The sequence below is a fragment of the Brevundimonas sp. GW821-FHT12C05 genome, assembly GCF_058807475.1.
The window spans coordinates 13,587-38,090 of the sequence record NZ_JBXAQS010000004.1; the positions used below are offsets into that span (position 1 = coordinate 13,587).

Annotated in this window: 19 protein-coding genes and 1 tRNA gene; 11 read left to right on the forward strand and 9 right to left on the reverse strand. The window is 66.7% G+C overall.

Annotation, left to right across the window (positions count from 1 at the left end):
* Positions 1-105: 105 nt before the first annotated feature.
* Together AC1RRF_RS13710 and AC1RRF_RS13715 are read right to left on the reverse strand one after the other, a co-directional pair.
* Positions 106-1,287, reverse strand: a complete 1,182-nt coding sequence (locus AC1RRF_RS13710; RefSeq protein WP_492835444.1) for a DNA methyltransferase — start codon at positions 1,285-1,287, stop codon at positions 106-108.
* Positions 1,288-1,542: 255 nt separating this feature from the next.
* Positions 1,543-2,127 carry a recombinase family protein gene (locus AC1RRF_RS13715; RefSeq protein ID WP_492835446.1) on the reverse strand — a complete coding sequence of 195 codons (585 nt, stop codon included), beginning with the start codon at positions 2,125-2,127 and terminating at the stop codon, positions 1,543-1,545.
* A 347-nt stretch (positions 2,128-2,474) separates the two neighbouring features.
* On the opposite strand from AC1RRF_RS13715, the gene AC1RRF_RS13720 reads away from it, so the two are divergent.
* Positions 2,475-2,975: a hypothetical protein gene (locus AC1RRF_RS13720; protein ID WP_492835448.1), complete on the forward strand. Its 501-nt coding sequence runs from the start codon at positions 2,475-2,477 to the stop codon at positions 2,973-2,975.
* Between the two features lie 1,301 nt (positions 2,976-4,276).
* On the opposite strand, the gene AC1RRF_RS13725 is transcribed toward AC1RRF_RS13720, so the two are convergent.
* Positions 4,277-5,032, reverse strand: coding sequence for a DUF6538 domain-containing protein (locus AC1RRF_RS13725; protein ID WP_492835450.1), 756 nt, complete (start codon positions 5,030-5,032; stop codon positions 4,277-4,279).
* 70 nt (positions 5,033-5,102) lie between these two features.
* Positions 5,103-5,178: transfer RNA gene (locus tag AC1RRF_RS13730), tRNA-Ala, on the reverse strand.
* Between the two features lie 161 nt (positions 5,179-5,339).
* Between AC1RRF_RS13730 and AC1RRF_RS13735 the strand changes: the two genes are divergently transcribed.
* From AC1RRF_RS13735 to hisS, 5 genes are all read left to right on the forward strand, one after another.
* The gene (locus AC1RRF_RS13735; RefSeq protein WP_492835452.1) at positions 5,340-5,645 is read left to right on the forward strand and encodes a YggT family protein; all 306 of its coding nucleotides are present in this window, start codon (positions 5,340-5,342) and stop codon (positions 5,643-5,645) included.
* 130 nt (positions 5,646-5,775) lie between these two features.
* Complete coding sequence (locus AC1RRF_RS13740) at positions 5,776-6,654, forward strand: 3-hydroxybutyryl-CoA dehydrogenase (protein WP_492835454.1); 879 nt, start codon at positions 5,776-5,778, stop codon at positions 6,652-6,654.
* Positions 6,651-7,220: a phthalate transporter gene (locus tag AC1RRF_RS13745; protein WP_492835456.1), complete on the forward strand. Its 570-nt coding sequence runs from the start codon at positions 6,651-6,653 to the stop codon at positions 7,218-7,220. The genes AC1RRF_RS13740 and AC1RRF_RS13745 overlap by 4 nt, the downstream gene beginning before the upstream one ends.
* 75 nt (positions 7,221-7,295) lie before the next feature.
* Positions 7,296-8,564, forward strand: coding sequence for a DUF418 domain-containing protein (locus AC1RRF_RS13750; protein WP_492835458.1), 1,269 nt, complete (start codon positions 7,296-7,298; stop codon positions 8,562-8,564).
* A gap of 38 nt (positions 8,565-8,602) precedes the next feature.
* Entirely contained in the window at positions 8,603-10,081 is a 1,479-nt protein-coding gene (hisS, locus tag AC1RRF_RS13755; protein ID WP_492835460.1) for a histidine--tRNA ligase, read from the forward strand.
* 448 nt (positions 10,082-10,529) lie between these two features.
* On the opposite strand, the gene AC1RRF_RS13760 is transcribed toward hisS, so the two are convergent.
* A complete protein-coding gene (locus tag AC1RRF_RS13760; RefSeq protein WP_492835462.1) occupies positions 10,530-12,665 on the reverse strand; it encodes a M13 family metallopeptidase in 2,136 nt (711 codons plus the stop codon).
* A gap of 154 nt (positions 12,666-12,819) precedes the next feature.
* On the opposite strand from AC1RRF_RS13760, the gene AC1RRF_RS13765 reads away from it, so the two are divergent.
* Both AC1RRF_RS13765 and AC1RRF_RS13770 read left to right on the forward strand, forming a co-directional pair.
* The gene (locus tag AC1RRF_RS13765; protein WP_492835464.1) at positions 12,820-14,655 is read left to right on the forward strand and encodes a cation:proton antiporter domain-containing protein; all 1,836 of its coding nucleotides are present in this window, start codon (positions 12,820-12,822) and stop codon (positions 14,653-14,655) included.
* Positions 14,656-14,874: 219 nt separating this feature from the next.
* Positions 14,875-15,540 carry a TetR family transcriptional regulator gene (locus AC1RRF_RS13770; RefSeq protein WP_492835466.1) on the forward strand — a complete coding sequence of 222 codons (666 nt, stop codon included), beginning with the start codon at positions 14,875-14,877 and terminating at the stop codon, positions 15,538-15,540.
* A 165-nt stretch (positions 15,541-15,705) separates the two neighbouring features.
* Here the strand turns inward: AC1RRF_RS13770 and AC1RRF_RS13775 are convergent, their stop codons facing one another.
* Positions 15,706-16,827 (reverse strand): Rieske 2Fe-2S domain-containing protein, encoded by a 1,122-nt coding sequence (locus AC1RRF_RS13775; protein WP_492835468.1) that lies wholly within the window; start codon positions 16,825-16,827, stop codon positions 15,706-15,708.
* 113 nt (positions 16,828-16,940) lie between these two features.
* Here AC1RRF_RS13775 and AC1RRF_RS13780 point away from each other — a divergent pair, with 113 nt between their 5' ends.
* Positions 16,941-17,876: an alpha/beta fold hydrolase gene (locus tag AC1RRF_RS13780; RefSeq protein ID WP_492835470.1), complete on the forward strand. Its 936-nt coding sequence runs from the start codon at positions 16,941-16,943 to the stop codon at positions 17,874-17,876.
* A 120-nt stretch (positions 17,877-17,996) separates the two neighbouring features.
* Positions 17,997-20,087 (forward strand): PBP1A family penicillin-binding protein, encoded by a 2,091-nt coding sequence (locus AC1RRF_RS13785; RefSeq protein WP_492835472.1) that lies wholly within the window; start codon positions 17,997-17,999, stop codon positions 20,085-20,087.
* On the opposite strand, the gene AC1RRF_RS13790 is transcribed toward AC1RRF_RS13785, so the two are convergent.
* From AC1RRF_RS13790 to AC1RRF_RS13800, 3 genes are all read right to left on the reverse strand, one after another.
* Complete coding sequence (locus AC1RRF_RS13790) at positions 20,084-20,800, reverse strand: M48 family metallopeptidase (protein ID WP_492835474.1); 717 nt, start codon at positions 20,798-20,800, stop codon at positions 20,084-20,086. The two genes, AC1RRF_RS13785 and AC1RRF_RS13790, sit on opposite strands and share 4 nt — an antisense overlap.
* Entirely contained in the window at positions 20,766-22,046 is a 1,281-nt protein-coding gene (locus AC1RRF_RS13795) for a polyhydroxyalkanoate depolymerase (protein ID WP_492835476.1), read from the reverse strand. The genes AC1RRF_RS13790 and AC1RRF_RS13795 overlap by 35 nt, the downstream gene beginning before the upstream one ends.
* A 242-nt stretch (positions 22,047-22,288) precedes the next feature.
* Positions 22,289-22,912 carry an SCO family protein gene (locus AC1RRF_RS13800; protein ID WP_492835478.1) on the reverse strand — a complete coding sequence of 208 codons (624 nt, stop codon included), beginning with the start codon at positions 22,910-22,912 and terminating at the stop codon, positions 22,289-22,291.
* A 53-nt stretch (positions 22,913-22,965) separates the two neighbouring features.
* On the opposite strand from AC1RRF_RS13800, the gene AC1RRF_RS13805 reads away from it, so the two are divergent.
* Positions 22,966-24,444, forward strand: coding sequence for an ActS/PrrB/RegB family redox-sensitive histidine kinase (locus AC1RRF_RS13805; RefSeq protein ID WP_492835480.1), 1,479 nt, complete (start codon positions 22,966-22,968; stop codon positions 24,442-24,444).
* Positions 24,445-24,504 lie beyond the last annotated feature (60 nt).

Below are 24,504 nucleotides of genomic sequence, written 5' to 3' on the forward strand. Positions count from 1 at the left end.
CCCCCGACGCAGACATATGGACGCCGGACCCGATCAAGGCTGAAGCTTCCCGAAGCGCCAGCTCGCGCTCATATGGGAAGTGTTTATAGGGACCCCAATCTAGCTTCACGAAACAGCCTTTCGGAGCACTACGATAGATTCCTGCTTGATGTTGGCGTGCGAGAGATTGAACGACTTTCTCGAGCCCAAAACGTTGCGGATACCTCGATAGACGGGCTCAAACCCCACCGCCCGCCCGGCATCTTCAACTATCATTGCATTGTCGATGACCTCGCCGTGGATGACAGATCGGCCAACTACAAAGCAGACCCATCCTCCGGGCATCAATACATTCTCGAAGCGTGAAAAAGCCTCGCGCATTTGATGGATAAATGTCTCCGACGTGTGGCGGTTTTTCTTGAAGAAATGAGCCCTCGCACCGATCTCTTTCTCTTTGACGTCAAGGGGATCGTGACCGAGCCACCACATCCTGTACTTGTGATACAGCCAGTACTCATAGGCGTTGGGGTAAGGCGGTGAGGTCACGATCATCCCCACTTTCCCCGCATATTGGTCGAGATTGAGTTTGAGCAGATCACCTTCCACTACGGACGCGGAAACCAACGGGTAGGATCGGGCTACCAGCGCGGCATGGAGCTTGTCGCAAGACTTCCGGAATGCGTCTCTTACGTCGTTCGCGTCCACGCTCTTTTGGATGGCTGCGTAACGCGTATCACTCTCTTGGTTGGACACGCGGACAATGATGCTCGACGCCGCCAAGCGAAGGAAATCGCGGTGCTCTTGAGGGGCCAAATCTATTGCTTGGGTCAACCGAGCGAGAGCGACTTGAATGGGTGCCTTGAACCAATGCGCGAGGTTCGGAATCAGAGGGATGTGAACCGCCCGGTCATCATTCATCTGCTGGACGACAAAATCCGCTGACTGAAGGACATTCGCCGGAAGGGCAGAGGTCTTCACGCGAGCCATTAGGCAGGCGATCGGATTCAGGTCTACCCCGAGCGTCTCCTGGCCTCTTCTTTGCGCCTCCGCCAAGGTTGTCCCACTTCCACAGAACGGGTCCATGACAAGGGCGCCCGCCGGAATGGGAAGCACATCCAAAAAGGCTCCCGGAAGATCGGCGATAAACTTGGCGGGATAGGGATGAACCCCCTCGATCTCATGCTGGACGACGCGAACCTTGAAATCCCAATCTACCGAAGCCAACCGCGCTGCAAGAGCGAGGTTCTGGGCTTTCGAGGAACCTGCTGGCTCGGCATATGGGATTGTTTCCGCTGCGCTAACAGGCATCTCGGTCTCCGTGTGGGATTACGTCCCGACGCCTCATTGAATCGTGCGCCGAAGGGCGACGCAATGGGCGTTTGGTCAATCCTCATCGTTGGGAAAAAACTTTCTTCTCACTGCACAGTCAAGTTAGCATGTTCTCATTTTGTTCGCATCGTGTTTGTTGGTCAGAAGCGTTGGCATTTGACCGGTTCGCAAAAGCGCTCCGGGCCTAGAGGGGCGCCATCCGGATGAAAATGGCCGACTTTGGGGGCCTAAAAGCTAGACGTGAGAGAGACGCTTCTCGGCGCGCTGAATAGCGGCCTTCGTCACGCCGAACTCCTTCGCGAGCGCCCCCAACGAAACGCCTTCAGCCCGTTTAGACCGGACCTCATGTTGCTGCGCAAGCGACAGAATAGCAGGCCGTCCCAGCGTTTTGCCCTCACTCTTGGCGCGCTTAAGACCAGGTTGGGTCCGCTCGATCAGCAAATCTCGCTCGAACTCGGTTACCGCTGCAATAACACCCATTGTCATCTTGCCTGCGGGGCTGGTGAGGTCGACGCCGCCGAGCGCGAGGCAATGAACCCGGACGCCCGCCTTCGCCAATCGCTCTACGGATGCCCTGACATCCATCGCGTTCCGCCCAAGTCGGTCGAGTTTGGTCACTAGCAGAACGTCGCCGTCCTCCAGGCGGTCCACCAGCCGAGCGAACTGTGGTCGATCCATTGCCGCCACCGAGCCAGAGATCGTCTCCTGAATGATGCGCCGGGAGGCAACTGCGAAGCCGGCGGCCTCGATCTCTTTCACCTGATTGTCCGTCGTCTGGTCAGCGGTGCTGACGCGACAGTACGCGAATGTCCGGCTCACTTGGGGTCCTCGTATCGAAAATCTACATCGATATAGGGGCCGTATCGGAAATGTGGCTAAAGTATTTTTCGATACGGCCTGCTAGGTCGGATCGAAATCGGTCGATTTCGATACGCCCGATCCTGTTGGACCGGGAAACGGGCTCCCAAAATGTCTGGTGAGGGTCACACCCTCGAACAGCACGTCCATCAAGGCCGAGCGCGCTCGTGAGTGCTCTTGGGAAATGTTCACCGTAAACGATGTCAAGCAATGTCCTATTATGGGCTGCAATAATAAACCATTTGACAGGCATCAATCGTCTATCTAAGTCCCATTTATCGCCGCATTTAGGGGCATCGAGGAGGGGAATGCAGATGGAGAATGTAGTTTCGGTGCTGACGTATAAGTCAGCCGGGCACATTGTCGGGAATGGTGGCTCTCAAGCATGGCGGGCGGATCGCTCCCGCCTCCGTAAGGCGAAGTATGTCGTTGCCGCACGTCACGCTCATAGTCCGTTCAAAGCCGAAGGCCCTGAACCCCACCGACACGCCTTTCTCGTCGGGGTGATTTCCGACGTGGTGGACGCGGACCGGGACTTCGAGGCGGAGCACCACCCGGAAACCAAGCCGCGAAACAAGATTGTGTTCTCACGGTACGCGCTGATCGATGGGCCGGAGCTTCCGCTCGCGGGGCAGAATCCGGTCCAGTATTGGGCCAACCTCGCGGCGTTGAAAATCGACGAAGAGGCTCTGGAATGGATCGACACCCCGGAGCCGGTGACGATTTCACCAATGGATCGCGCCAAGGCCATCATCGCCGAGGCTCACGGTGTGACCCCTGATCGCGTGGAGATCACGATCCGCTTTTGATCGTCAAATCGCTCAAGTTATAAAGCCTTTGCGGGACGCCGCGAGGGCTTTGCTTTGTCGGGAATGCTGCGGCGTCTCGGCCTTACGGTCGGTCATTTCGGGCGGTTTTGAACATGGTCCCACGGTGACGAGCTGTGCCATACTCTCGGCCCAACGTAGGAGCGCGCAGTGGTCGAAACGGTCCAGGACCTTATGGTGGCAGTCGCCGACACTCACGGGATGATCGCGAAAGCCGATATCCTCCTCAGGCGCATCCCCGCTGGAAGCGCCGGACCCTTGAGCCACCTCATCGAACCAACACTGAAGCTCAGGGACAATCTTGGGCGTGACCTTGAGGCGCTAGAGATGGAACTTGAGAAGCATGGTCTTTGACACGGCCCAGCCGTAGCGTGAGATGTGCCCGGGCGGAGTGAGGTGCTTCCGCCTTCGAGCTACGGCTCGCTTATGGATAGATCACCAAGCTATCGGCGCGGGCCGCTCGATATGCAGCCCGTGCGGCGACCCGGAAGGTTTGGGAAGCGGCAATCAGCACCTTCCGGCTCGTAAGCAGGTCAACGTCCACAACACCTTCGTTCTCGACGAGCCGGCGATGGGTGCCGAAGAGCCGCTTGGTGGAATAGGCTACCCATTTGATCTGGTTCTTCTTGGGAGAGAAGTGGACCTGTCGGACAGGTTCCGCCTGTCCAATCACCACCAGCGGCCAACAGTGCCTTCCGGATGCCCGGTTCCTGGCCTTCTTCGATGAGGATCGCGCCATGTAGGTGGGCCTGCTCGCCGAAGCCCTGTTCGATGGCAAACCAGAATGTCGGGGCGCTGTTTGGAAACCGAGTTCGCAGGTGCCTGGCTATTCGGTCTTGAAGGTAACGGCTTGGTCCAACGCGGCTTCGCCTAGCGGCGTCGATAACCTCCCCGGATACCCGCAAGGTGAAGGGAGTAGCCCCATGTTCCGCGCAGCCACCTCCGCGAGAACCGCATATCCTGACTCCGATGGCATTAACGCCGAGGCGGTTAGGATTTGTCAGCTAGCGTCCGGGCCATCCCTGATGACGATGTTGTCGCCTGTTCAAGCTACGCCAACATTCCCAGCACCGGCCCCAAGGGCATAAGGTTGGAGCTTTCCAGCAGGCGCGCCATCTGTACAGGATTCATACCACTCCCGTTAGGTGCTCGGCCAGATCGAGGTCCTCCTCGACCCAATCGACGAATGACCTGACGGCAATCTCGTAATCGCGCCTGCGTTTGGCGCTTACTCCTTCAGTGCGTGTAGCTTGCGGGATGAAGCTCCGCGCACCTTCGCTGAGCTACGCGCCAATCTTTCTGCGGGGACGTACGGTCGGGGCATGGGCCGTCGGAGCTGTGCTGCGCTGTGTTGGTCGCCAGTTGGTTTCGGCCCGCTCGCGCACTTCCCGCGCCAGCTCCGCGCGCGCTTTGAGCATCGCCATGCAGGCGTCGAAAAACGCGTCGCTCTCCGGGTGGAGCTGTAAACCTTTGCTCTCCAGAAGCGCGGAAACGTCGGCTTCCACCAGACCGATATCCCGGCGGCGTAGCGCCTCGTCGGACCCCAACAGTCTCATCCATTGCCGGTGATCGTGCGGATAGGCGCGACTGACATTGGTGACGAAAGCTTCGTCGGCGACGAGGGGCACGTTCGGGAGCGGCGCCAGCCCACCGGGATAGTCCTTGGGGTCTGGAATCTCGTGCGGCTCCAGCCCCCGAACGAACTCTCGCTCAAAGGGAGAGCCCCGGACGATAGCGTACCGGAACGGTCGGCGGCTGAGCCCCTCTCTCGCCTGAGTATCCTCTTCGAGGTTCTGCCTTAGCCATTCATCGATGAGGGCATTGATCACTTCAACGGACATTGCGCGGTCCCGAGCCGACCAAAGCTTTTCAGTCAATGCCATCAGCGAATCCGCTCGCAGTCGAGCGGTGGAAGGGTCGGATGTCGGAAGGCTTCGCCAAAGCTCGCGGGGTCGAACCTTCGTGAGAAGGCGCTTCGGAGCTCGGACCCGGAAGTAGTAGTAACCACCGCGACGAACGACGGTCGTAACCAGCGACATTCGACCTCTGCGTAACAGCTGTGCGTAACAGCGCTGCGCAATCCGGCGTAAGGCCTTGATTGAAAACGCCTGGTGGAGCCGAGGGGAGTCGAACCCCTGACCTCGTCATTGCGAACGACGCGCTCTACCAACTGAGCTACGGCCCCCCAAACCCCACTGAATAGTCGGGTGCAGGCGAGCGGGCGACATACGAGCGGGGGACCGGTGGTGTCAACCGGTCGCGGCGCGATCGTCGCGGATCGTCGCGAATCCTTGGACAGCGACCGGCGACGCGTTAAAGGCAGAACTTCAACGCGGGAGACGCCCCTTGGGTTACGCCATCGTCTGGCTGGTCAACACCATCCTGTCGCTCATGACCTGGGCGATCATCATTTCGGCCATCCTGAGCTGGCTGTTCGCCTTTGACGTCATCAACAACCGCAACCGGTTCGTGAACCAGTTCGCGATGTTCCTCGATGCCGTCACCGGGCCGATCCTGGCGCCGTTCCGCCGGTTCATTCCGCCGCTGGGCGGCATCGACATCTCGCCGGTGGTGGCGATCCTGACGCTGCAGTTCCTCGGCATCCTGTTCAACCGGATGAGCGCCCCGTTCCTGATCGCCCTGCTGGGCTGACCAGCGCGGCGCGGAGGTCACGCCGGGCCGCCTTCGGGCGGTTCAGCCCAGTTCCGCGCTTGCGCCGTCCGGTCACCGTCCTAAGGTGCCCGCCGACGGGGCCGCAGGGCCTGAAAGACATCCGGACTCCATGACCACGATCAAATCAGTCGCCATCATCGGCGCGGGCCAGATGGGCGCGGGTATCGCCCAGACGGTGGCGGCGGGCGGCTATGACGTGAAACTGTACGACGCCGCCGGCGATCGCGTGCCCCAGGCCATGGGCGCCATCGCGGCCAGCCTGGCGCGTCAGGTGGCCCGCGGACTGAGCACCCAGGCCGACGCCGACGCCGCCCTGTCGCGCATCACCGCCGCCGCCTCGCTGGCCGACGCCGGCAAGGCCGACCTGGTGATCGAAGCCGCCGTCGAGGACGAAGCGGTCAAGAAGGCCATCCTCGCCGACCTGGCGCCGCACCTGGCCGCCCACACCCTGCTGGCGTCCAACACCTCGTCCATCTCGATCACCCGGCTGGCCTCGACCACGGACCGGCCCGAGCGGTTCATCGGCCTGCACTTCATGAAGCCGGCGCCGGTGATGAAGCTGGTGGAGATCATCCGCGGCATCGCCACTTCGGCCGAGACCTATGAGATCGCGGTCGCCTTCGCCGAGTCGCTGGGCAAGACGACCACCAATTCCGAGGACTTCCCCGCCTTCATCGTCAACCGCATCCTGGTGCCGATGATCAATGAGGCGATCTACACCCTGTACGAGGGCGTCGGAAACGTCGCCTCGATCGACAAGGCGTTGAAGCTGGGCGCCAACCATCCGATGGGCCCGCTGGAACTGGCCGACTTCATGGGGCTGGACGTCGTCCTGGCCATCATGAACGTGCTGTACGACGGCCTGGCCGACAGCAAATACCGGCCCTGTCCGCTGCTGGTGAAATACGTCGAGGCCGGTTGGCTGGGCCGCAAGTCGGGCCGCGGCTTCTACGACTATTCCGGCGATACGCCGGCGCCGACGCGATGATCCCCCGTCTCGAGCGGCCCGAGGACTTCCCGGGCCAGCAGCGCGTCGCCTGGCGACGCGAGCCGCAGCGGACGGTGCTGGCCGTCGTGCTGGCCGTGCTGTGGCCGCCGCTGTGGGTGACGCTGGCGATCTGGCCGCCCCGCAACTGGGTGCCCGGGCTGGAGATGGACTGGCGCCTGAAGGCGATCGCCCTGGGTCTGCTCGCCGTTCCGGCCATCCTGTGGCTGCTGGCGCGCGAGATCGGGCGTTCGGGCCGTCCCGCGACCCGGCTGGGCGTGGTCTGGCGCTTCATGTTCTACGGCGGCCTGCTGGCGGTCATCCTGGCGGCGCTGTTCGCCCTGGGTCAGGTGATCCAGCAGTGGATGAACGCGGCCAATCTCGGCGAAGGCGTCGGCGGCAGCGAGACGACCCTGCTGATTTACGGTGTCGGCGGCCTGCCGTTCGCGGTCGTCATCGGGGTCGCCTACGCCCTGTGGGCCGGCCTGTGCGTGGCCTTCGTCGCCTTCTCGCCCCAACCCGAGGTGCGCGACCGCCTCGGCGTCATGGGCCGCGACGGCCAGGCCTGAGACCTTTCCGCGAATTGGTTTGACGCCGGGCGCCGGCGCGGCAATCTGCCTCCCCTGACCCGGGGGGAGATCACCATGGCCGCTACCGACGCCCTGACGGGCGAGACGCCGACGCCTGCCGCCCGGCTGGCGCCCGTCGCGCCCGGCGATCGCATCTTCACCCTGGACATGCTGCGGGGCTTCGCGATCCTCGGCATCCTGGCGGTCAACGCCTTGGCCTTCGCCTGGCCGATGGAACTGCAGACGGGCGCCGATGTCGCGCCGCCCTGGCCGCACGACCAGGCCAATATTCTCGGCCACTGGGTCACCGAGGTCTTCTTCCACAACAAGGCGCGGTCGCTGTTCTCCATGCTGTTCGGGGTGTCGATCTTCCTGATCGGCGGCGAACGGCGGGACGAGGCGAGGGGCGCCCTCCTGTGGCGGCGCCTGCTGTGGCTGGCCGTGTTCGGCCTGATCCACGGCGCCGCCTTCTGGTACGGCGATATCCTGCTGCACTACGCCTACACGGGTGTTCTGGTGATGCTGGCGCGGTCGTGGTCGGCCAAGCGGCTGATCTGGACCGGGGCCCTGCTGAACCTGCTGTTCGGCCTGCTGTCGGCGGCCGCCTTCGCCGCCCAGGCCTTCATGCCCGAGGGCGCCGCGGCCGGCGGCGGCGGACCCTTCGCGGTGACGCCCGAAAGCCTGGCGGCGACCATCCAGGCCTATCAGTCGGGCTGGCCCGCGGCGCTGATCGAAAACCTGAAGGCCGAGGCGATCCTGCAGGCCATGAGCATCACCCTGATCCCGATCACGGGGGCGCTGATGCTGCTGGGCATGGGCCTGTTCAAGGCCGGGTTCCTGAGCGGCCGGTCGCCGACCTGGGTCTATGTGCTGATGCTGCTGATCGGCGGCGCCAATCTGGCCGCGCTGGGCTGGTACGAATGGTTCAAGGCCGCGGCGCCGCACGGCGCTCCGGATCCGACCAAGGGGATGGCCGATATTGCGGCCAGCTTCGCGCCCCTGATCACCCTGGCCTACGTCAGCCTGCTGATCCTGATGACGCGGTTCGGACTGAAGATCGTGACGGGCGTGCTGGCGCCGGTCGGGCGGATGGCCTTCACCAACTACCTGACCCAGACCCTGATCATGACGACCCTGTTCTACATGCCGTGGGGCTTCCACTGGTTCGGCGATCCGGCCTGGGGTCCGGGACAGCTCTGGCTCGCGGTCGGCGGCATCTGGATCGCCCAGCTGATCTGGTCGCCGATCTGGCTGTCGGTGTTCAGCATGGGGCCGCTGGAGTGGCTGTGGCGCTGCCTGATCTACGGACGGCTGGTGCCCATTCGCAAACCGGCCGTCGCCTGATCGTTGCCCGCGCGCGGCCTTTGGCTTAAGCGCGCGGCATGACCGACGCTGCTCCCGCCCGCCCTGAAGCCCGCGCCCCCCGGGGGTTCGCCGACCGCCGCGGCCGTGACCTGGTGGCTGAGCGCCGCCTCGTCCAGCGCGTGTCCGAGGTCTATGAGCGCTGGGGCTTCGAGCCGCTGGACACGGGGGCGTTCGAGTACGCCGACGCCCTGGGCAAATTCCTGCCCGACGCCGATCGTCCGAACGAGGGCGTCTTCGCCCTGCAGGACGACGACGATCAATGGATGGCCCTGCGCTACGACCTGACCGCGCCGCTGGCCCGGTTCGCGGCCCAGTCGTGGGAGACCCTGCCCAAGCCGTTCCGCCGCTATGCCTTCGGGCCGGTGTGGCGCAACGAGAAGCCGGGCCCGGGCCGGTTCCGCGAATTCGTGCAGTGCGACGCCGACACGGTCGGCTCCGATCGCCCGGAGGCCGACGCCGAGATCATCGCCATGGCCTGCGAAGGCCTGCAGGCCGCCGGCCTGGCGCCGGGACAGGCGGTGATCCGCGTCTCGAACCGCAAGCTGTTCGACGGCCTGTTCGAGGCCGGCGGCGTGGTCGATCCGATCCAGAAGCTGACCGCCCTGCGCGCCATCGACAAGTTCGACCGGCTGGGCTGGGAGGGTGTGTCGGCCCTGCTGGGCGAAGGCCGTCTGGATGAGTCGGGCGACTACACCAAGGGCGCGCAGTTGCCGCTGGGCGTGGCCGCGACCATCGAGGCCTTCCTCGCCTCGGCGGGAGACGCGGCCCTGAGTCGGGCGGAGACGCTGGAGGCGGTGGCCCGCGCGGGCGGGCTGGGCGCCATCGGCGAGGCGGCTCTGGAAGAGCTGGCGGCCATCGACCGGGCGCTGAATGCGATGAAGGTCGGGCAGGACGCGGTCCGCTTCGATCCGACCATCGTGCGCGGGCTGGAATACTACACCGGCGCCGTGTTCGAGGCCGAGCTGCTGCTGGAAACCACCGACGAGAAGGGCCGCGCCGTGCGCTTCGGCTCCATCGGCGGCGGCGGGCGCTACGATGATCTGGTGGCCCGCTTCACAGGCGAGCGCCTGCCCGCGACCGGCTTCTCCTTCGGCGTCTCGCGGCTGGCCTCGGCCCTGCGCGCGGCGGGCCGCGGCGACGAGGACGCGGTGCGCGGCCCGGTGGTCGTGATCGTCTTCTCGGACGCCGACATGCAGCACTACCTCGACGCCGTGTCCGAGCTGCGCAACGCCGGGATCGCCGCCGAACTCTATCTCGGCCGGGCGGGCATGAAGGCGCAGATGAAGTACGCCGACCGGCGCGGCGCGCCCGCCGCCGTCATCCTGGGTGGAGACGAGATCGCGGCCGGTCAGGTGACCATCAAGGACCTCGACGCGGGCCGCGCCGCCGCCGCCGGCGTCACGGACAATGAGGCCTGGAAGGCCGAGCGTCCGGGGCAGCAGGTCGTGCCTCGCGCCCAGCTTGTGGCGACGATCCGGGGTATCATCGGTTCCTGACGCACAGCTCCGTGAGTTATCGTTGATAACAAAGGAAAAGCCCCTGTCTGCGTCAGGGTCTTGATTGACTTGAAGCGGGAATTGTCGTCTTTCTGACGTACTCGGGAAGCGCAGCGTTTCGACGCAGCAGCGGCCCGGAGGCGTTTCGGGGAGGAAACGTCCGCTCCATGAGAGCGAAAGAAAGCCCGCTGCGATGTATCCCCCGCAGCGGGCTTTTTTGCGCCTGGAGTCATGATGTTGGCGCTATCACTCGCCGCGCGGCGGCTCGCTGCTTGAGCGCAGGTCGTGCGCTGTCGCGTTCCGCGCGACGCCCCGCTCCCTGTTGAAGACGAGCCTGCGCGAAGCGCCGGGCCGCGTCGGGTCGAAAAGGCGGAGCCTTTTGACCGCGGCCCAACAAAAAAGGCCGGAGCATGAGCTCCGGCCTTCTTCGTTCGGTATGGCGATCCGCTTACCAGATGCGGACGCGGTCTTCCGGCGCGAGGTAGTATTTCGTGCCCGGCTGGACGTTGAAGGCTTCGTACCAGGCGTCGACGTTGCGCACCGGGCCGATGACCCGGAACTCGGCCGGGCTGTGCGAGTCGGTGTCGATCTGCTGCTTCAGCGCGGCTTCGCGATACTTGGACTGCCAGACCTGGGCCCAGCCGTAGAAGAAGCGCTGGTCGCCGGTCGTGCCGTCCAGGACCGGAGCCGGCTGGCCGTTCAGCGACAGGTGATAGGCCTCCAGGCCCACCGCCACGCCGGCGGCGTCGCCGATGTTCTCGCCCATCGTCAGCCCGGGGCGGACGTGGAAGCCGGCGATCGGCTCGAACTGGCCGTACTGGGCGCCGAGGCGAGCGGTCAGGGCTTCGAAATTGGCCTTGTCCTCGGGAGTCCACCAGTTGCGCAGCACGCCGTCGCCGTCGGACTTGGAGCCCTGGTCGTCGAAGCCGTGGCCGATCTCGTGGCCGATGACGCCGCCGATGCCGCCGTAGTTGACGGCCGGGTCCGCGTCCGGATCGAAGAAGGGAGCCTGCAGGATGGCCGCCGGGAAGACGATCTCGTTATTGGCCGAGTTGTAGTAGGCGTTCACGGTCTGCGGGGTCATGCCCCACTCGTCCTTGTCGACCGGCTGGTTCAGGCGGTTCAGCTGGTAGTTCCACTGGAACAGGCCGGCGCGCTCGCCATTGCCGAACAGGTCGTCCGGGCGGATCTCCAGGGCCGAATAGTCACGCCACTTGTTCGGATAGCCGATCTTGACGGTGAACTTGTTCAGCTTCTCCTCGGCCGCGGCGCGGGTGGCGGCGCTCATCCAGGTGTAGTTGCGGATGCGGTTGCCCAGCGCGGTGCGCAGGTTGGCGACCAGCTGCTCCATCTTGGCCTTGGACTCGGCCGGGAAGTAGTCGGCCACGTACTGGCGGCCGACGGCCTCGCCCAGCATGCCTTCGGCGAAGCTGATGCCGCGCTTGTCGCGGGGGCGCTGCATGGGCTGACCCTGCAGATCGCGCGACCGGAATTCCCACTGGGCGTCCGCGAAGCGGCGCGACAGCCGGCCGGCGGCGTCGTCGGTCGTGTGGAAGGCCTGCCAGGCCTGGATCGTCGCGATCGGGGTCTCGGCGTAGAGCGCCGCGATCTTCGGCATGGCCGTGTCCTGGCGGACGATCAGGCGCGGCACTTCACCCACGCCGACGGCGGTGTAATAGGCCTGCCACGGGAAGCCGGGAGCCTCCGAGGCCAGCTGCGAGATGGTGTACTCGTTGTAGGTCTCGTCGCGGTTGCGGTTCTGCTCCGGCGTCCAGTGCGCCTCGGCGATCTTGGTCTCGAAGGCGACGATGTCAGCCGCGGCCTGTTCCGGATTGGCCCAGCCGATCATGCCCAGCATGCGGGCGACATAGGCCTGGTACAGGACCTTCTTGTCGGCCCAGCGCTGCTCCAGATAGTAGTCGCGGTTCGGCAGGCCCAGGCCCGACTGGCCGGTCGAGACGACGTAGCGGGTCGGCGCCTTCTGGTCGATCGTGACGCCGGTGCCGAAGATCGAGCCGCCGATGCGGCCCTGGGTCTGGCCCATGTAGACCGCGGCCTTGTCATGGGTGTCGGCAGCGCGGATGGCGGCCAGGTAGGGGGCCAGCGGCTGGGCGTCCAGCGCCTCGATCCGGGCTTCGTCCATGTAGGAGCGGTAGGCGTCGGCGATCTTCTGCTCGTCCGAGCCGGCGGTCAGATCGGTACGGGCCACCAGGCCTTCGATCATCACCTTGACGCGGTTGTCCGACAGTTCGCGCAGCAGGTTGAACGAGCCGTAGGAGGTGCGGTCCGACGGGATCTGCAGGCGGTCCAGCGCCGCGCCGTTGGCGTAGCGCATGAAGCTGTCGCCCGGATTCACCGAGGTGTCGCGACCGTTCAGGTCGAAGCCCCACGTCCCGTATTTGGGTGCGTTGGTGCCTTGCCAGCCGGCGACGGCGGCACCCTGGGCGGGAGCCTGGAACAGTTCGACGACCGTGCAGGATTCGTCGACGCAGGCGTGTTCATCAGCATCGGTCCAGCTCTGCGCCTGGGCGGCGGCGGGCAGGAGCAAAGCGCCGAGGGCGGCGCCGATAAGCAGCTTCTTCATAGGAGTTTCCCCGACTTCTCTTCACCAACTTGGAAGGGTCGGCGCGGACCCTACGCCCGCCTCGGAGACTGTCGCCTGAATTTTTTGTCATGAATCGACGGAAAGCCAGACGCGGCGGCGTTTCAGCCTGTAGGCTGAACCGTACGGAGGGCGAATGACTCACGGCGGCGGCGGCGGCGAATATAAGGACCTTGTGGTCTTCCTGGCGGCGGCCGGGGTGGTGGTTCCCCTATTCAATCGGCTGAAGATCAGCCCGGTTCTCGGCTTTCTTGCGGCAGGCGTCCTTCTGGGGCCCGACGGTCTGGCCCGATTCGCCGACACCGTACCCTGGCTGGCGTGGCTGACCATTTCCGACGCCAACCAGTTGCGGGCCCTGTCCGAGCTGGGCGTGGCCTTCCTGCTGTTCATGATCGGACTTGAACTGTCGTGGGAGCGGCTCAAGGCGATGCGCCGGCTGGTCTTCGGCCTGGGGCTGACCCAGGTCCTGGTCTGCACGGTCGGACTGGCCGCCCTGTTCATGGTGATGGGCCAGACCCTGGTGTCGTCCGCCGTGCTGGGCCTGGGGCTGGCGCTGTCGTCGACCGCCGTGGTCATGCCGGTGATGGCCGAGCGCGGCCGTCTGGGCGGCGCGGCGGGGCGCACCATCTTCTCGGTGCTTCTGGCCCAAGACCTGGCCGTGGCGCCGATCCTGATCACCGTCACCGTGCTGGCGGCGCTGGCGCAGGGCGGGGTGACCGCCGGCGGAGACTTCGATCCCGCGGTGCTGGGCACGGCGCTGTTCACCCTTATCCCGGCCGCCATCGGCCTGGCCCTGCTGGTGGTGCTCGGCCGTCTGGTGCTGCGACCGCTGTTCCGGTCGGTGGCCAAGGCCCAGGCCAAGGGGCAGGGGCAGGAGATGTTCGTCGCCGCCTGCCTGCTGGTCGTCGTCGGCGCCGGGCTGGGGGCCCAGGCCGCCGGCCTGTCGATGAGCCTGGGCGCGCTGGTGGCGGGTCTGCTGCTGGCCGAGACCGAGTTCCGGCGGGCGGTCGAGGTGTCGATCGAGCCCTTCAAGGGCCTGCTGCTCGGCGTCTTCTTCGTCGGGGTCGGCATCGGGCTGGATGTGGATGCGGTGGCCGCCGATCCGGTGGCCGTGTTCGGGCTGGCGATCGGGCTGACCCTGTTCAAGGCTCTGCTGATCTACGGCGCGGCGCGGCTGTGGGGCGTGAAGAACAAGACCGCCATCGAGACGGCGCTGGTCCTGGGCCCCGCGGGAGAGTTCGCCTTCGTCATCCTGGGAGCAGGTTTGGTGGAAGGAATCGCATCGCCTGACTTCACCCGTACAGTCATGCTTGCGGCTACGATAAGTATTTTTACTGTACCGTTGATGGCGATGTTCGCCGATCGACTGACGCGACAGGACGCCGCAGTCTTGCCTGATCTTCCCGCCGAGGCGCTGGAACCTCCGTCGGTCGAGGGCCAGGTGCTGATCGTCGGCTTCGGTCGGGTGGGTCGGCTGGTCGGGGAAATGCTCACTGAGCATGGACAGAGTTTCGTGGCCGTCGACGCCAACGCCTCCACCGTCGCCAAGGGACGCGGCGAGGGCTCGAACGTCTTCTACGGCGACGCCGGCCAGGCTGATCTGCTGGCGCGCTGCGGCATCGAAAAAGCGCGGGCCATGGTCGTCACCATGGACGCCCCGGCCAAGGTCGACGAGGTGGTCATCGCGGCCCGCTCGTTGAGGCCTGACCTGATTTTGATCGCCCGGGCGCGGGATTCCCGGCACGCCGAACGCCTGTACCGGCTGGGCGTCACCGACGCCGTTCCGGAGACCACGGAGGCCAGCCTTCAACTGGCGGAAAACACCTTGGTCGACCTCGGCGTGCCGATGGGTCTGGTGCTCGCTTCGATCCACGAGCGGCGCGACCGTTTCCGCAAATTGTTCCAGGACGCCATGCCCGACGGAGAGGCGGCGCGGCGCCCCCGCGCGCTGAGATCGACCCTCAAAAGATAGGCCGCGACGGACTTCGGGAGCTGCGCCGTTAACCCAGCAACTAACGCTGCTGTTAATCTGTACACCCCAATTTGGTCATCGTTGCGTGATGAGTGCCGCTGTTCGCCGGGCCTTCAGGTCGGGCCTGAGGTGCTTTCCGGAGCGCCCGAAACCCTGCCGTTATGGCGCTGTTTTCCTGCCGGTGGTCCTCCCCGCCGCTTAGTCGAGTAGCCGTTTTACATGCGAGACATCGCCCTTAGCTCCGCCCAGACCGCCTCTGAATCCGAGGCTGACGCCCCCCGCCTGAACCGTCGTCAGGCCGCCAAGGTGCGGACCCGTCAGAAGGTTCTGGACGCCGCGCGCACCCTCTTCGCGGAGCGCGGGTATGAGCCCGCCACCATCCGCGACATCGCCAAGGGCGCGGGCATGTCGACCGGCGCGGTCTTCGCCAACTTCCAGGACAAGGCCGAACTGTTCGAGGCCGTCCTGGCCGAGGACCTGGCCCGTCTGGCGGAATCGCTGAAGGCCGCCGTCGCCGCCGAAAGCTCGCTGCGCGGACGCCTGGTGGCCGCCCTGACCGCCGCCTACCACGAATCCCTGGAGCATCTGCCGCTGGTGCAGGCCGTCGTCGCCCGCTCGTGGTTCCAGCCGGTCGCCGCCGAAATGCGCAGCCGCGCCGCCGCCCGTCCGGTCTCCGTCATCGTCTCGGACGCCCTGCAGGCCGGCGTGCGCGAAGGCGAATTGCGCCAGGACGCGGACATCCGCCTGCTGGGCGAGCTGATCTACGGCGCCTTCATCGCCAACTATCGCCACGCCGCCTACGACGGCTGGGGCATCGAGCAGCTGACGACCCAGATCTCCAAGCAGATCGACATCGTCCTGGCGGGCGCGCTGTCGCGGCAATAAGCGGGGCGCTCCGCGCATCCTGAACAGATCAAAGGCCGCAGCATCCGCTGCGGCCTTTCTCTTTGCGCTCAAGCAGCGAGCCGCCGCGCGGCGAGCGGTAGCGCAAAACATGCGCTCAAGCAGCGAGCGACCGCGTCGCGAGCGGTAGCGCCCTTCAGAAGACCCTCAGCTCTTCCAGCGCAGCGTCGCCGGCTTCACCGGGTTGGCGAACGGCCGACCCTCGGCGCGGGACTTGATCCATTCGCGCTTCAGCTGCTGGTACCACTTGGCCTGTTTGTCGGCGTCGTCGATCCAGATCAGGGCCGGGTCGTAGCGCAGGCCCTCGTTCTGCAGGTTCACCATGCCGCCGTCCTGCTTGAGGAAGGCGACCACGCCCATGCGCAGGAAGGGCTTGGCCAGGTCGAAGATCCAGTGATCCGACCAGAAGATCTGGGTGATCCGGGTCTTGGTGTCGGTGATCGGCGTCAGGCAGGTCAGGGCCAGCACCTGTTTGGGACCGACCTGGATGTGCTCCCAGCGGTAGCCGGGCAGGCGGAAGGTGATCTCGGTCGCCGGGGCGCCGCCCAGGATCTTGTAGGCCCGGCTGTTCGACGATGGCGCGTGGCGCACCATGGCGAAGCCCTGCTCGGTCGGCTCGAAGGCCTTGGCCTTCTCGTGCATCGAATGCTCGGAGCGCCACCACCACTGCTGATGGACATAGGGGCCGTGGGCGGGGTCCATCAGGCCGACGACGGCGTGGTCGATATGGCTGTCGAAATCCATCCACTCGACCAGTTTGGCCCCGCCGCCGACCACGCCAGGGAACTGGGGCGGCTCGTGGTCGGGCTCGCCAGCGCCGCGCGGGTCCGAACTCATCCAGACGAAGACCATCCCCTGGCTTTCGCGCACCGGATAGGACCGCACCTTGATGCGGTCGGCCTCGAAGGGCTGGGACTCGACCAGCGAGGGAATGGCCGCGCAGACGCCGTCGGTGCGGAACCGCCAGCCGTGATAGGGACACTCGACCGTCTCGCCCTCGCCCGGCTTGTTCACCATCCGCCCGGCCGACAGCGGCGCGGCGCGGTGGGGGCAGATGTCGCGCATGGCGAAGACCTGCCCGGCCTTGGTCCGCCCGATCAGGACCGGTTCGTTGAGCAGTTCGTAGCGCTTCAGCGACTCGGGCTTCACGTCGCGCGCCAGGGCGACGAAATACCAGGCGTCCAGGACGAAACCCTTGCCGAAGGCGGTCGGCGGAGCCTTGGCTTCTGGGGCGTTGGAGGAAACCGGAGCGGAATCTGCGGGCGTCATGACGGCACTTTAGCGTCGCTGGCGCGGGAAGTCTTGACCGCCCGCATCCAATCGCGCCCCCTGCGGCGACTACGGACTGATGCGGGCGAACGGTCCGCGCACGGGGAACCGCCATGAAGACCATGACCGCCGCCGCCGCCTTCGCCGCCTGCCTGTCGCTGGGGCTCGCCGCCCCGGCCCTGGCCCAGGAACACGGCTCGCACGCCCAAGCCGCAGATCACGGCCACCGCCACGCCGATTTCCAGTCGGGTCGGTTCCATGTCCGCATCGACGGACCGGAGCATCCGGTCGGCGACGTCATCCTGATCCCCGGCCTGACCTCGTCGCCCGAGGTCTGGGACGGCCTGACCGATCAGCTCAAGGGCCGCTACCGCGTCCACCGCGTCCACATCCAGGGTTTCGCGGGCGCGCCGGCCGAGGATAACGCCACCGGCCCCGTCTCCGCCCCGGTCGCCGAGGATTTGGCCCGCTACATCGCCGAACAGCACCTGAACAAGCCGGTCGTCATCGGGCATTCGATGGGCGGCACCATCGCCATGATGCTGGCCGCCCGCCATCCCGACAGCGTCGGCAAGCTGATGGTCGTGGACATGGTGCCCTTCATGGGCGCGATGTTCGGCGCCCCGGGCGCGACCGCCGAGAGCGTCACCCCGATCGCCAACCAGATCTACACCAGCATGTCGACCGGCACGCGCGAGGCCTACAACGCCCAGGCCACGGCCTCGATCACCTCGATGATCAAGACCGAGGCCCTGCGCGCCGGTCCGATCCACGACATGGAGACCAGCGACCAGCAGGTCGCCGCCTCGTCCTTCCGCGAGTTGATCGTCACCGACCTGCGGCCCGAGCTGTCGCGGATCACCGCCCCGACCGAGGTGCTGTACGTCCTCTTCGGGGGCCAGACCCCTGAGTTCACCGATATGGTCTATCGCATGTCGTACCAGGGCCTGCCGGGCGCCGAGCTGAAGCGGATCGACGACAGCGCCCACTTCATCATGCTGGATCAGCCGGCGGTCTTCGCCGCTGAGGTGAACGCGTTTTTAGAATAGGGCCCTCAAAGGTCATCCTTTCGGCGGAAAGCGCCTTCACGGTCCTGTGATGATCGTGGGGGCGTTTCCGTGCACCGTCCGATGGGCTAAGGCCGTCAGGCGGGTTGGGTGAGGTTTTAGATGGCCGGTGGCTTCAGCTTCGGACGTGGCGGCAACGGCGGCGACAAGCCCGCGCGGACGCCGTTGCAGCGCGTACTCTACTGGGGCGCGGTGCTGGGCGTGTGGGGCGTCATCTTCCTGGTCGTCTTCTTCGCGGTGTTCGCCCGCGACCTGCCCGACACCTCGACCCTGTACAATGTCGATCGCCAGCCCTCGATCACCTATCTGGACCGCAACGGCGCCCTGATCGCGGTGCGCGGCACCCAGCAGGCCCCGCCCGCCGATCTGGACGCCCTGCCCGACTACGTCCCGGCGGCCTTCATCGCCATCGAGGACCGGCGCTTCTATCACCACCCCGGCTTCGACCCGATCGGCATGAGCCGGGCGATGGTCTCCAACATGCGCGCCGGCCGCGTGGTGCAGGGCGGCTCGACCCTGACCCAGCAGCTGGCCAAGAACCTGTTCCTGTCTCCGGACCAGAACATGAAGCGCAAGGTCCAGGAGCTGATGCTGGCGGTCTGGCTGGAGATGAAATTCTCCAAGAAGGAGATCCTGGCCCTCTATCTGAACCGCGTCTATTTCGGCGCCGGCGCCTACGGCATCGAAGCGGCGTCGCAACGCTATTTCGACAAGAGCGCCAAGCAGTTGACGGTCGGCGAGGCGGCGCTGCTGGCCGGCCTGCTGAAGGCCCCGTCGCGCTATTCGCCGGTGTCGGAGAGCGAACGGGCCGCCACGCGCGCCACCGTCGTGCTCAATGAGATGGTCGACGCCGGCGTGATCACGCCCGAACAGCGCGCCCAGGCGGTGACCGAGCCGGTGCGCGTGTCGCGCACCCTGGCCACCCAGCACGCCCAGTACTTCATCGACTGGCTGGACAAGCAGATCCGCGAACTGGTCGGCGAGCCGACCGAGGACATGATCGTCGAGACGACGCTGGACCTGACCCTGCAGACCCAGGCCGAACGTTCGGTGCGCCGTATCCTGGACCGCGACAAGTCCAGGGGCGTGGAGCAGGCGGCCCTGGTCGCGCTGGACGGCGAGGGCCGGGTCCGCGCCATGATCGGCGGCAACTCCTACGCCGACAGCCAGTTCAACCGCGCCACGGACGCCCGGCGTCAGGCGGGTTCGGCCTTCAAGCCCTTCGTCTATCTGACGGCGCTGGAGAGCGGCTACACGCCCGAGACCCGGGTCAACGACGCCCCGATCCGGATCGGCAACTGGTCGCCGCGCAACTACTCCGGGACCTTCTCGGGCGAGATGACCCTGGCGAACGCCGTGGCCCAGTCGACCAACACCGTCGCCGCCGGCGTCGCGGACCAGGTCGGCCGGGACAATGTCGCCCGCACCGCCCGCCGCCTGGGCATCAGCAGCCGCATCGGGCTGGAGCCCGCCATGGCGCTGGGCGCCGTGGAGGTCTCGCCGCTGGAAATGGCTCAGGCCTTCGACGCCTTCTCCAACGGCGGCAAGCGCGTGCAGGCCTATGGCATCAGCCGCATCCGCACCCCGCAGGGCCGGGTCATCTATCAGCGCGCCGGCCGCGCCGAGGGGGCCGCGCAGGCGATCACCAACCCCTATCTCTATTATCTGAACTCGATGCTGCGGGGCGTGATGACCTCGGGCACCGGGCGGTCGGCGGCGATCAACGGCCGCGACCTGGCCGGCAAGACCGGCACCACCTCGGACTACAAGGACGCCTGGTTCGTCGGCTACACCGGCGGCTTCGTCACCGCGGTCTGGGTCGGCAAGGACGACAACACCCCGATGCGCGGCGTGACCGGCGGCTCGTCGCCCGCCGCCATCTGGCGCAGCTTCATGGAGGCGGCCCTGCCGCGCCTGAACGCCCCGGCCATTCCGAACGGTCCGGCCATGCCCGAGGGCTGGCAGCCGCCGAACCAGGTGGAGGGCCTGATCGGCCAGATCGGCGACCTGTTCGGCGACAATCCGCCAGCTGAGGAGGGCACGCCCTACGTCGAACCGGCCCAGCCCGAGCCCCGCCCGACGCCGCCCAGCCGCCAGGACTCGCAACCGGTCATCCGGCCGACCCAGCCGCAGCCCCAGCGCGAGGAGCCCCGGCCGGAGCCGGAGAAGAAGGCCGACCCGCTGTTCTTCTAGCGCCCCACGGCGTGTAGGCCCGCGCCGTGGTCCCGCAGCCATTTGCGGAACGGGCGGTGGTCGCCGACCAGCCGCTGCACCACCGACCAGTAGGCCGGGCTGTGGTCCGCATGGACCAGGTGCGCGACCTCGTGCGCGGCCAGATAGTCGGCCACGGCGGGCGGGGCCATGATCACCCGCCAGCTGTAGCGGATCGACCGGTTGTGCGGGCTGCACGAGCCCCAGCGCGACTTGGTGTCGGCGATGGACACCTTCACGGGGCGCTGGCCGAGGGTGCGCAGGTGATGCTCGGTGCGCTCGACCAGCACCTGCCGCGCCAGCCGCTTGAACAGGTTCTCCACCCGCCGGGCGAAGGCCTCGCCCTCGCCGCCGGACTGGACGAAGGGACCGTCGGGTCCGTCGATCAGGCGCGCCGCGCCCGCGCCGCCGACAGAGACCAGCCGGGTGGGGCGTCCGTAAAGGGGAACGACCGCGCCGGGCTCCAGCGGGGCGCCGTCCGGCCGCTCGGCCAGCCGTTCGCGCATCCATGACGCCTTGGTACGGGCGAAGGCGACGACCTCGGCCAGCTTGCGTTCGGAGGGGGCGACCAGCACGGCCTCGCCGGCGCGGCCGTCGATGCGGATCGACAGCCGGCGCGCGCGCGGATTCACCGACAGTCTGGCGGGGACCCCGACCGCCTCAGGCGGCAGCCGCTGGCCGTTGCGGTATTGCACAGAGGGCCTCGTTGGCCGCGATGAAGTCGCGGACGCGGGGATAGATCTCGTCGCGGAAGCGACGACCGTTGAAGACGCCGTAGTGGCCGACCTCGGGCTGGACGTACAGCACGCGGCGCTCGTCCGTCAGGCTGGTGCACAGCTCGTGCGCGGCCTGGGTCTGACCGACGCCGGAGATGTCGTCCTTCTCGCCCTCGACCGTCATCAGGCCGATGTCGGTGATCTTGGTCAGATCGACCTTGCGCCCGCGGTGCTCCAGCAGGCCGCGCGGCAGCAGGTGCTGCTGGAAGACGATGTCGATGGTCTGGAGATAGAACTCCTCCGACAGGTCCAGCACCGACAGGTACTCGTCGTAGAATTCCTCGTGTTTCTGCGCGCCGTCGCCGTCGCCCGACACCAGGTCCTGGAAATAGCGCCAGTGGGCGTCGGTGTGCTTCTCCTCGTTCATCGACATGAAGCTGTAGAGCTGCACGAAGCCCGGATAGACCCGGCGTCCGAAGCCCGGATAGGGCCAGGGCACGGTGTGGATCATGTTCGAGCGGAACCAGGTGAAGGGCTTTTCCTCGGCCAGCTGGTTGGTGACCGTCGGCGACAGGCGCGCGTCGATGGGCGAGCCCATGAAGGTCATGGAGGCGGGGCGGTTGGGATCCTCGTCCTCGGCCATCAGCGCGCAGGCGGCCAGCACCGGCGGCCCCGGCTGGCAGACGCCGACGACGTGGGCGCGCGGGCCGATCACGCCCAGCATGGTGCGGACGTGGTCGATGTAGTCGAAGAAGTCGAAGCGGCCTTCCAGCATCGGCACCTGGCGGGCGTTCGACCAGTCGGTGACGTAGACGTCGTGGTCCTGCAGGAAGCCCTCGACCGTGCCGCGCAGCAGGGTGGCGTAGTGGCCGGACAGCGGGGCCACGATCATCACCGCCGGGGCGACGGTCGGCTTGCCGGCGCGCTTCAGGTCGCCGATGTGGCGCGCGAAGCGGACCAGGCGGCACCAGGGCGAGGACCAGACCACCTGTTCGGTGACGCGCACCGGGCGGTTGTCGATGGTGACGACGTCCAGGCCCCACGACGGCTTGCCGTAGCGGCGCGTGACGCTCTCGAACAGCTCGGCCGAGGCGAAGGCCGTGCGCCCGATGGCGGTGTCGGCGGCCGGATTGAACGGCGATGTCCAGAAGTCCCGGGCCAGCTGGGCCCCGATCCGGTAGGGAGCGGCCGAGGCGTAGGCCAGCTCATGAAGCGTGTACAGCATGCGTGTCCTGAGACGGCCCCCGCCGTGAGTGCGGCAAGGCAACATAGAATGCTTCGCACTGCAAAAAGATTATCGGCGATCACCGAAATCGTGAACGCCGGCCGGGCAGGCGGGCGAAATGAACGACCGGAAATTTTTTTGAGTGCACTTTAGTGCACTTTCCGGCGGCGGAGGCGGGGTGGAGGGACGGCCATGGCGGCACCCTACAGCCCCGCTACGTCACTATCGGACGTATGCTGTCATCAGCCCCGCGCCATGTTCCGTTCAATCACCTGGGCGCCGCGCACCGGCCCGATATCGTGCGCCAGGGACCCGCGGAACCGTCCGTCCGGCCCCATCAGATAGATCGTGAGCGAGTGGTTCATGGTGTAGCCCTCGCCCTCGCCGACCTTGCTGTACATGGCGCGATAGGCGTCGGCGGCGGCGCGGACCTGCTGCGGCGTGCCGGTCAGGCCGATGACGCCTTCCGGGAAACCGTCCGCGGACAGGTAGTCCTTCAGGGCCTGGGGCGTGTCGCGTTCCGGATCGACCGAGATGAAGAGGATCTGCAGGTCCTTGGCCTTGTCGCCCAGCTGGGCCTTGGTCGCCTCCAGCATGGTCAGGGTCGTGGGGCAGTAGTCAGGGCAGTAGGTGAAGCCGAAGAAGACCAGGGTCCATTTGCCGTTCAGGATGGTCTGATCGACCGGCTGGCCGTCCTGGTTGACCAGCTGGAACGGACCGCCGACCTGGGCCTGGCCGGTCGAGCCGATTTCGACCGACTGAGGGGGGGGCGCCTGGCGGCCTACGACCACCATGGTGACGACCGCGAGCGCCGCGGCGATGGCGACGCAGGCGCCGGCGAAGACGAGGATGGAGCGGCGCGGCATCGCGACCCTTTCGAAAAGGCCCCGAATGAGCCGAACGCGTCTATAGAAGAGCCGTGAGCGCTACAGAAGATCATCCAACGCCGCAGTTCGCCGACGCGCCCGAGGGCGGCGGCCGTTTCGCCAACTGGCGCAACCTGCCGCGGCGCAGCCGGGGGCTGTCGCTGCGGACCCTGGTCATCCTGCGCTGGATGGCCATCGTCGGGCAGACCGCGACCATCTTCACCGCCACCGCCTGGTTCCATTTCGACCTGCCGCTCTGGGGGTGCCTGGCCGCCATCGCCGCCAGCGTGGCGATGAACCTGAACGCCACCGCCCGGTTGAAGCGCAGCGACGGTTCGACGCCGGACGGCGCCCTGACGGCGGCGCACCTGGGCTTCGACATCCTGCAGATCTCGACCCTGCTGGGGCTGACCGGCGGGCTGCAGAATCCCTTCTGCCTGCTGCTGGTCGCGCCGGTGACGGTGGCGGCGGCCTCCCTGCCGGGGCGGCAGGCGGTGCTGATGGGGCTGCTGGTGCTGCTGGCCACGGTCTGCCTGTTCTTCTTCTCCCTGCCCCTGCCGTGGCAGGCGGGGACTGAGCTGAACCTGCCGACCCTGTACAAGATCGGCATCGGCATGGCCCTGACGACGGGGGTGGTGTTCACCTCCGCCTACGCCTGGCGGGTCGCGGCGGACGCCGAGAAGCTGGAGCTGGCCCTGGCCACGACCCAGGACGTGTTGCAGCGGGAACAGCGGATGGCCGCGCTGGGCGGCCTGGCCGCCGCCGCCGCGCACGAGCTGGGCACGCCGCTGGCGACCATCCAGGTCGTGGCCAAGGAACTGCTGCGCGCCTCGGCCAAGGATGGCCCGGCGGCCGAGGACGCCGCCCTGATCCTGCAGCAGGCCGAGCGCTGCCGCGACATCCTGAAACGCCTGTCGCAGCAGCCGGAGGAGGGCGGCATCGCCTTCGCCGAGGTCGGGCTGAAGGCGCTGCTGGAAGAGGTGGTCGAGCCGCACCGGGGGTTCGACCTGACCTTCGAGGTGTCGGTGCGCACCGCCTCGGGCGAGAAGCCGCCGCGCGTGCGCCGCCTGCCCGAGGTCATCCATGGCCTGTCGACCCTGGTGGAGAACGCCGCCGACTTCGCCGCCGACAAGGTGCGGGTGCGGGCCCTGGTCGATGCGGGCTTCATCGAGATCGAGGTGGTCGACGACGGCCCGGGCTTCCCGGCCGACATCCTGCCCCGGCTGGGCGAGCCCTATGTGACCAGCCGGCCGCAGGGCAAGGCGCGCCGCGCCCTGGCCGCCCAGATCGCCGCCTCGGTCGCCGCCGCCGCGCCGGGCCGCAAGTCGAAGAAGACCGCCGCCGCGCCCGCGCCTGAAGAGATCGCTCCCAGCCAGGGCGGCATGGGTCTGGGCTTCTTCATCGCCCGCACCCTGCTGGAGCGGACCGGCGGAAAGGTCAGCGTCGGCGCCGGCGACGGCGGCAAGGGCCAGCCCAAGGGCGCCCGCGTGGTGGTGCGCTGGGCGCGTCCAGCGCTGGAGGTGGCCTCGTGAGCCGTGGTGTCGCACCCCCCGTCTGAACCTTGACCGCAGGCCAGCCGTTACCGACTTCAG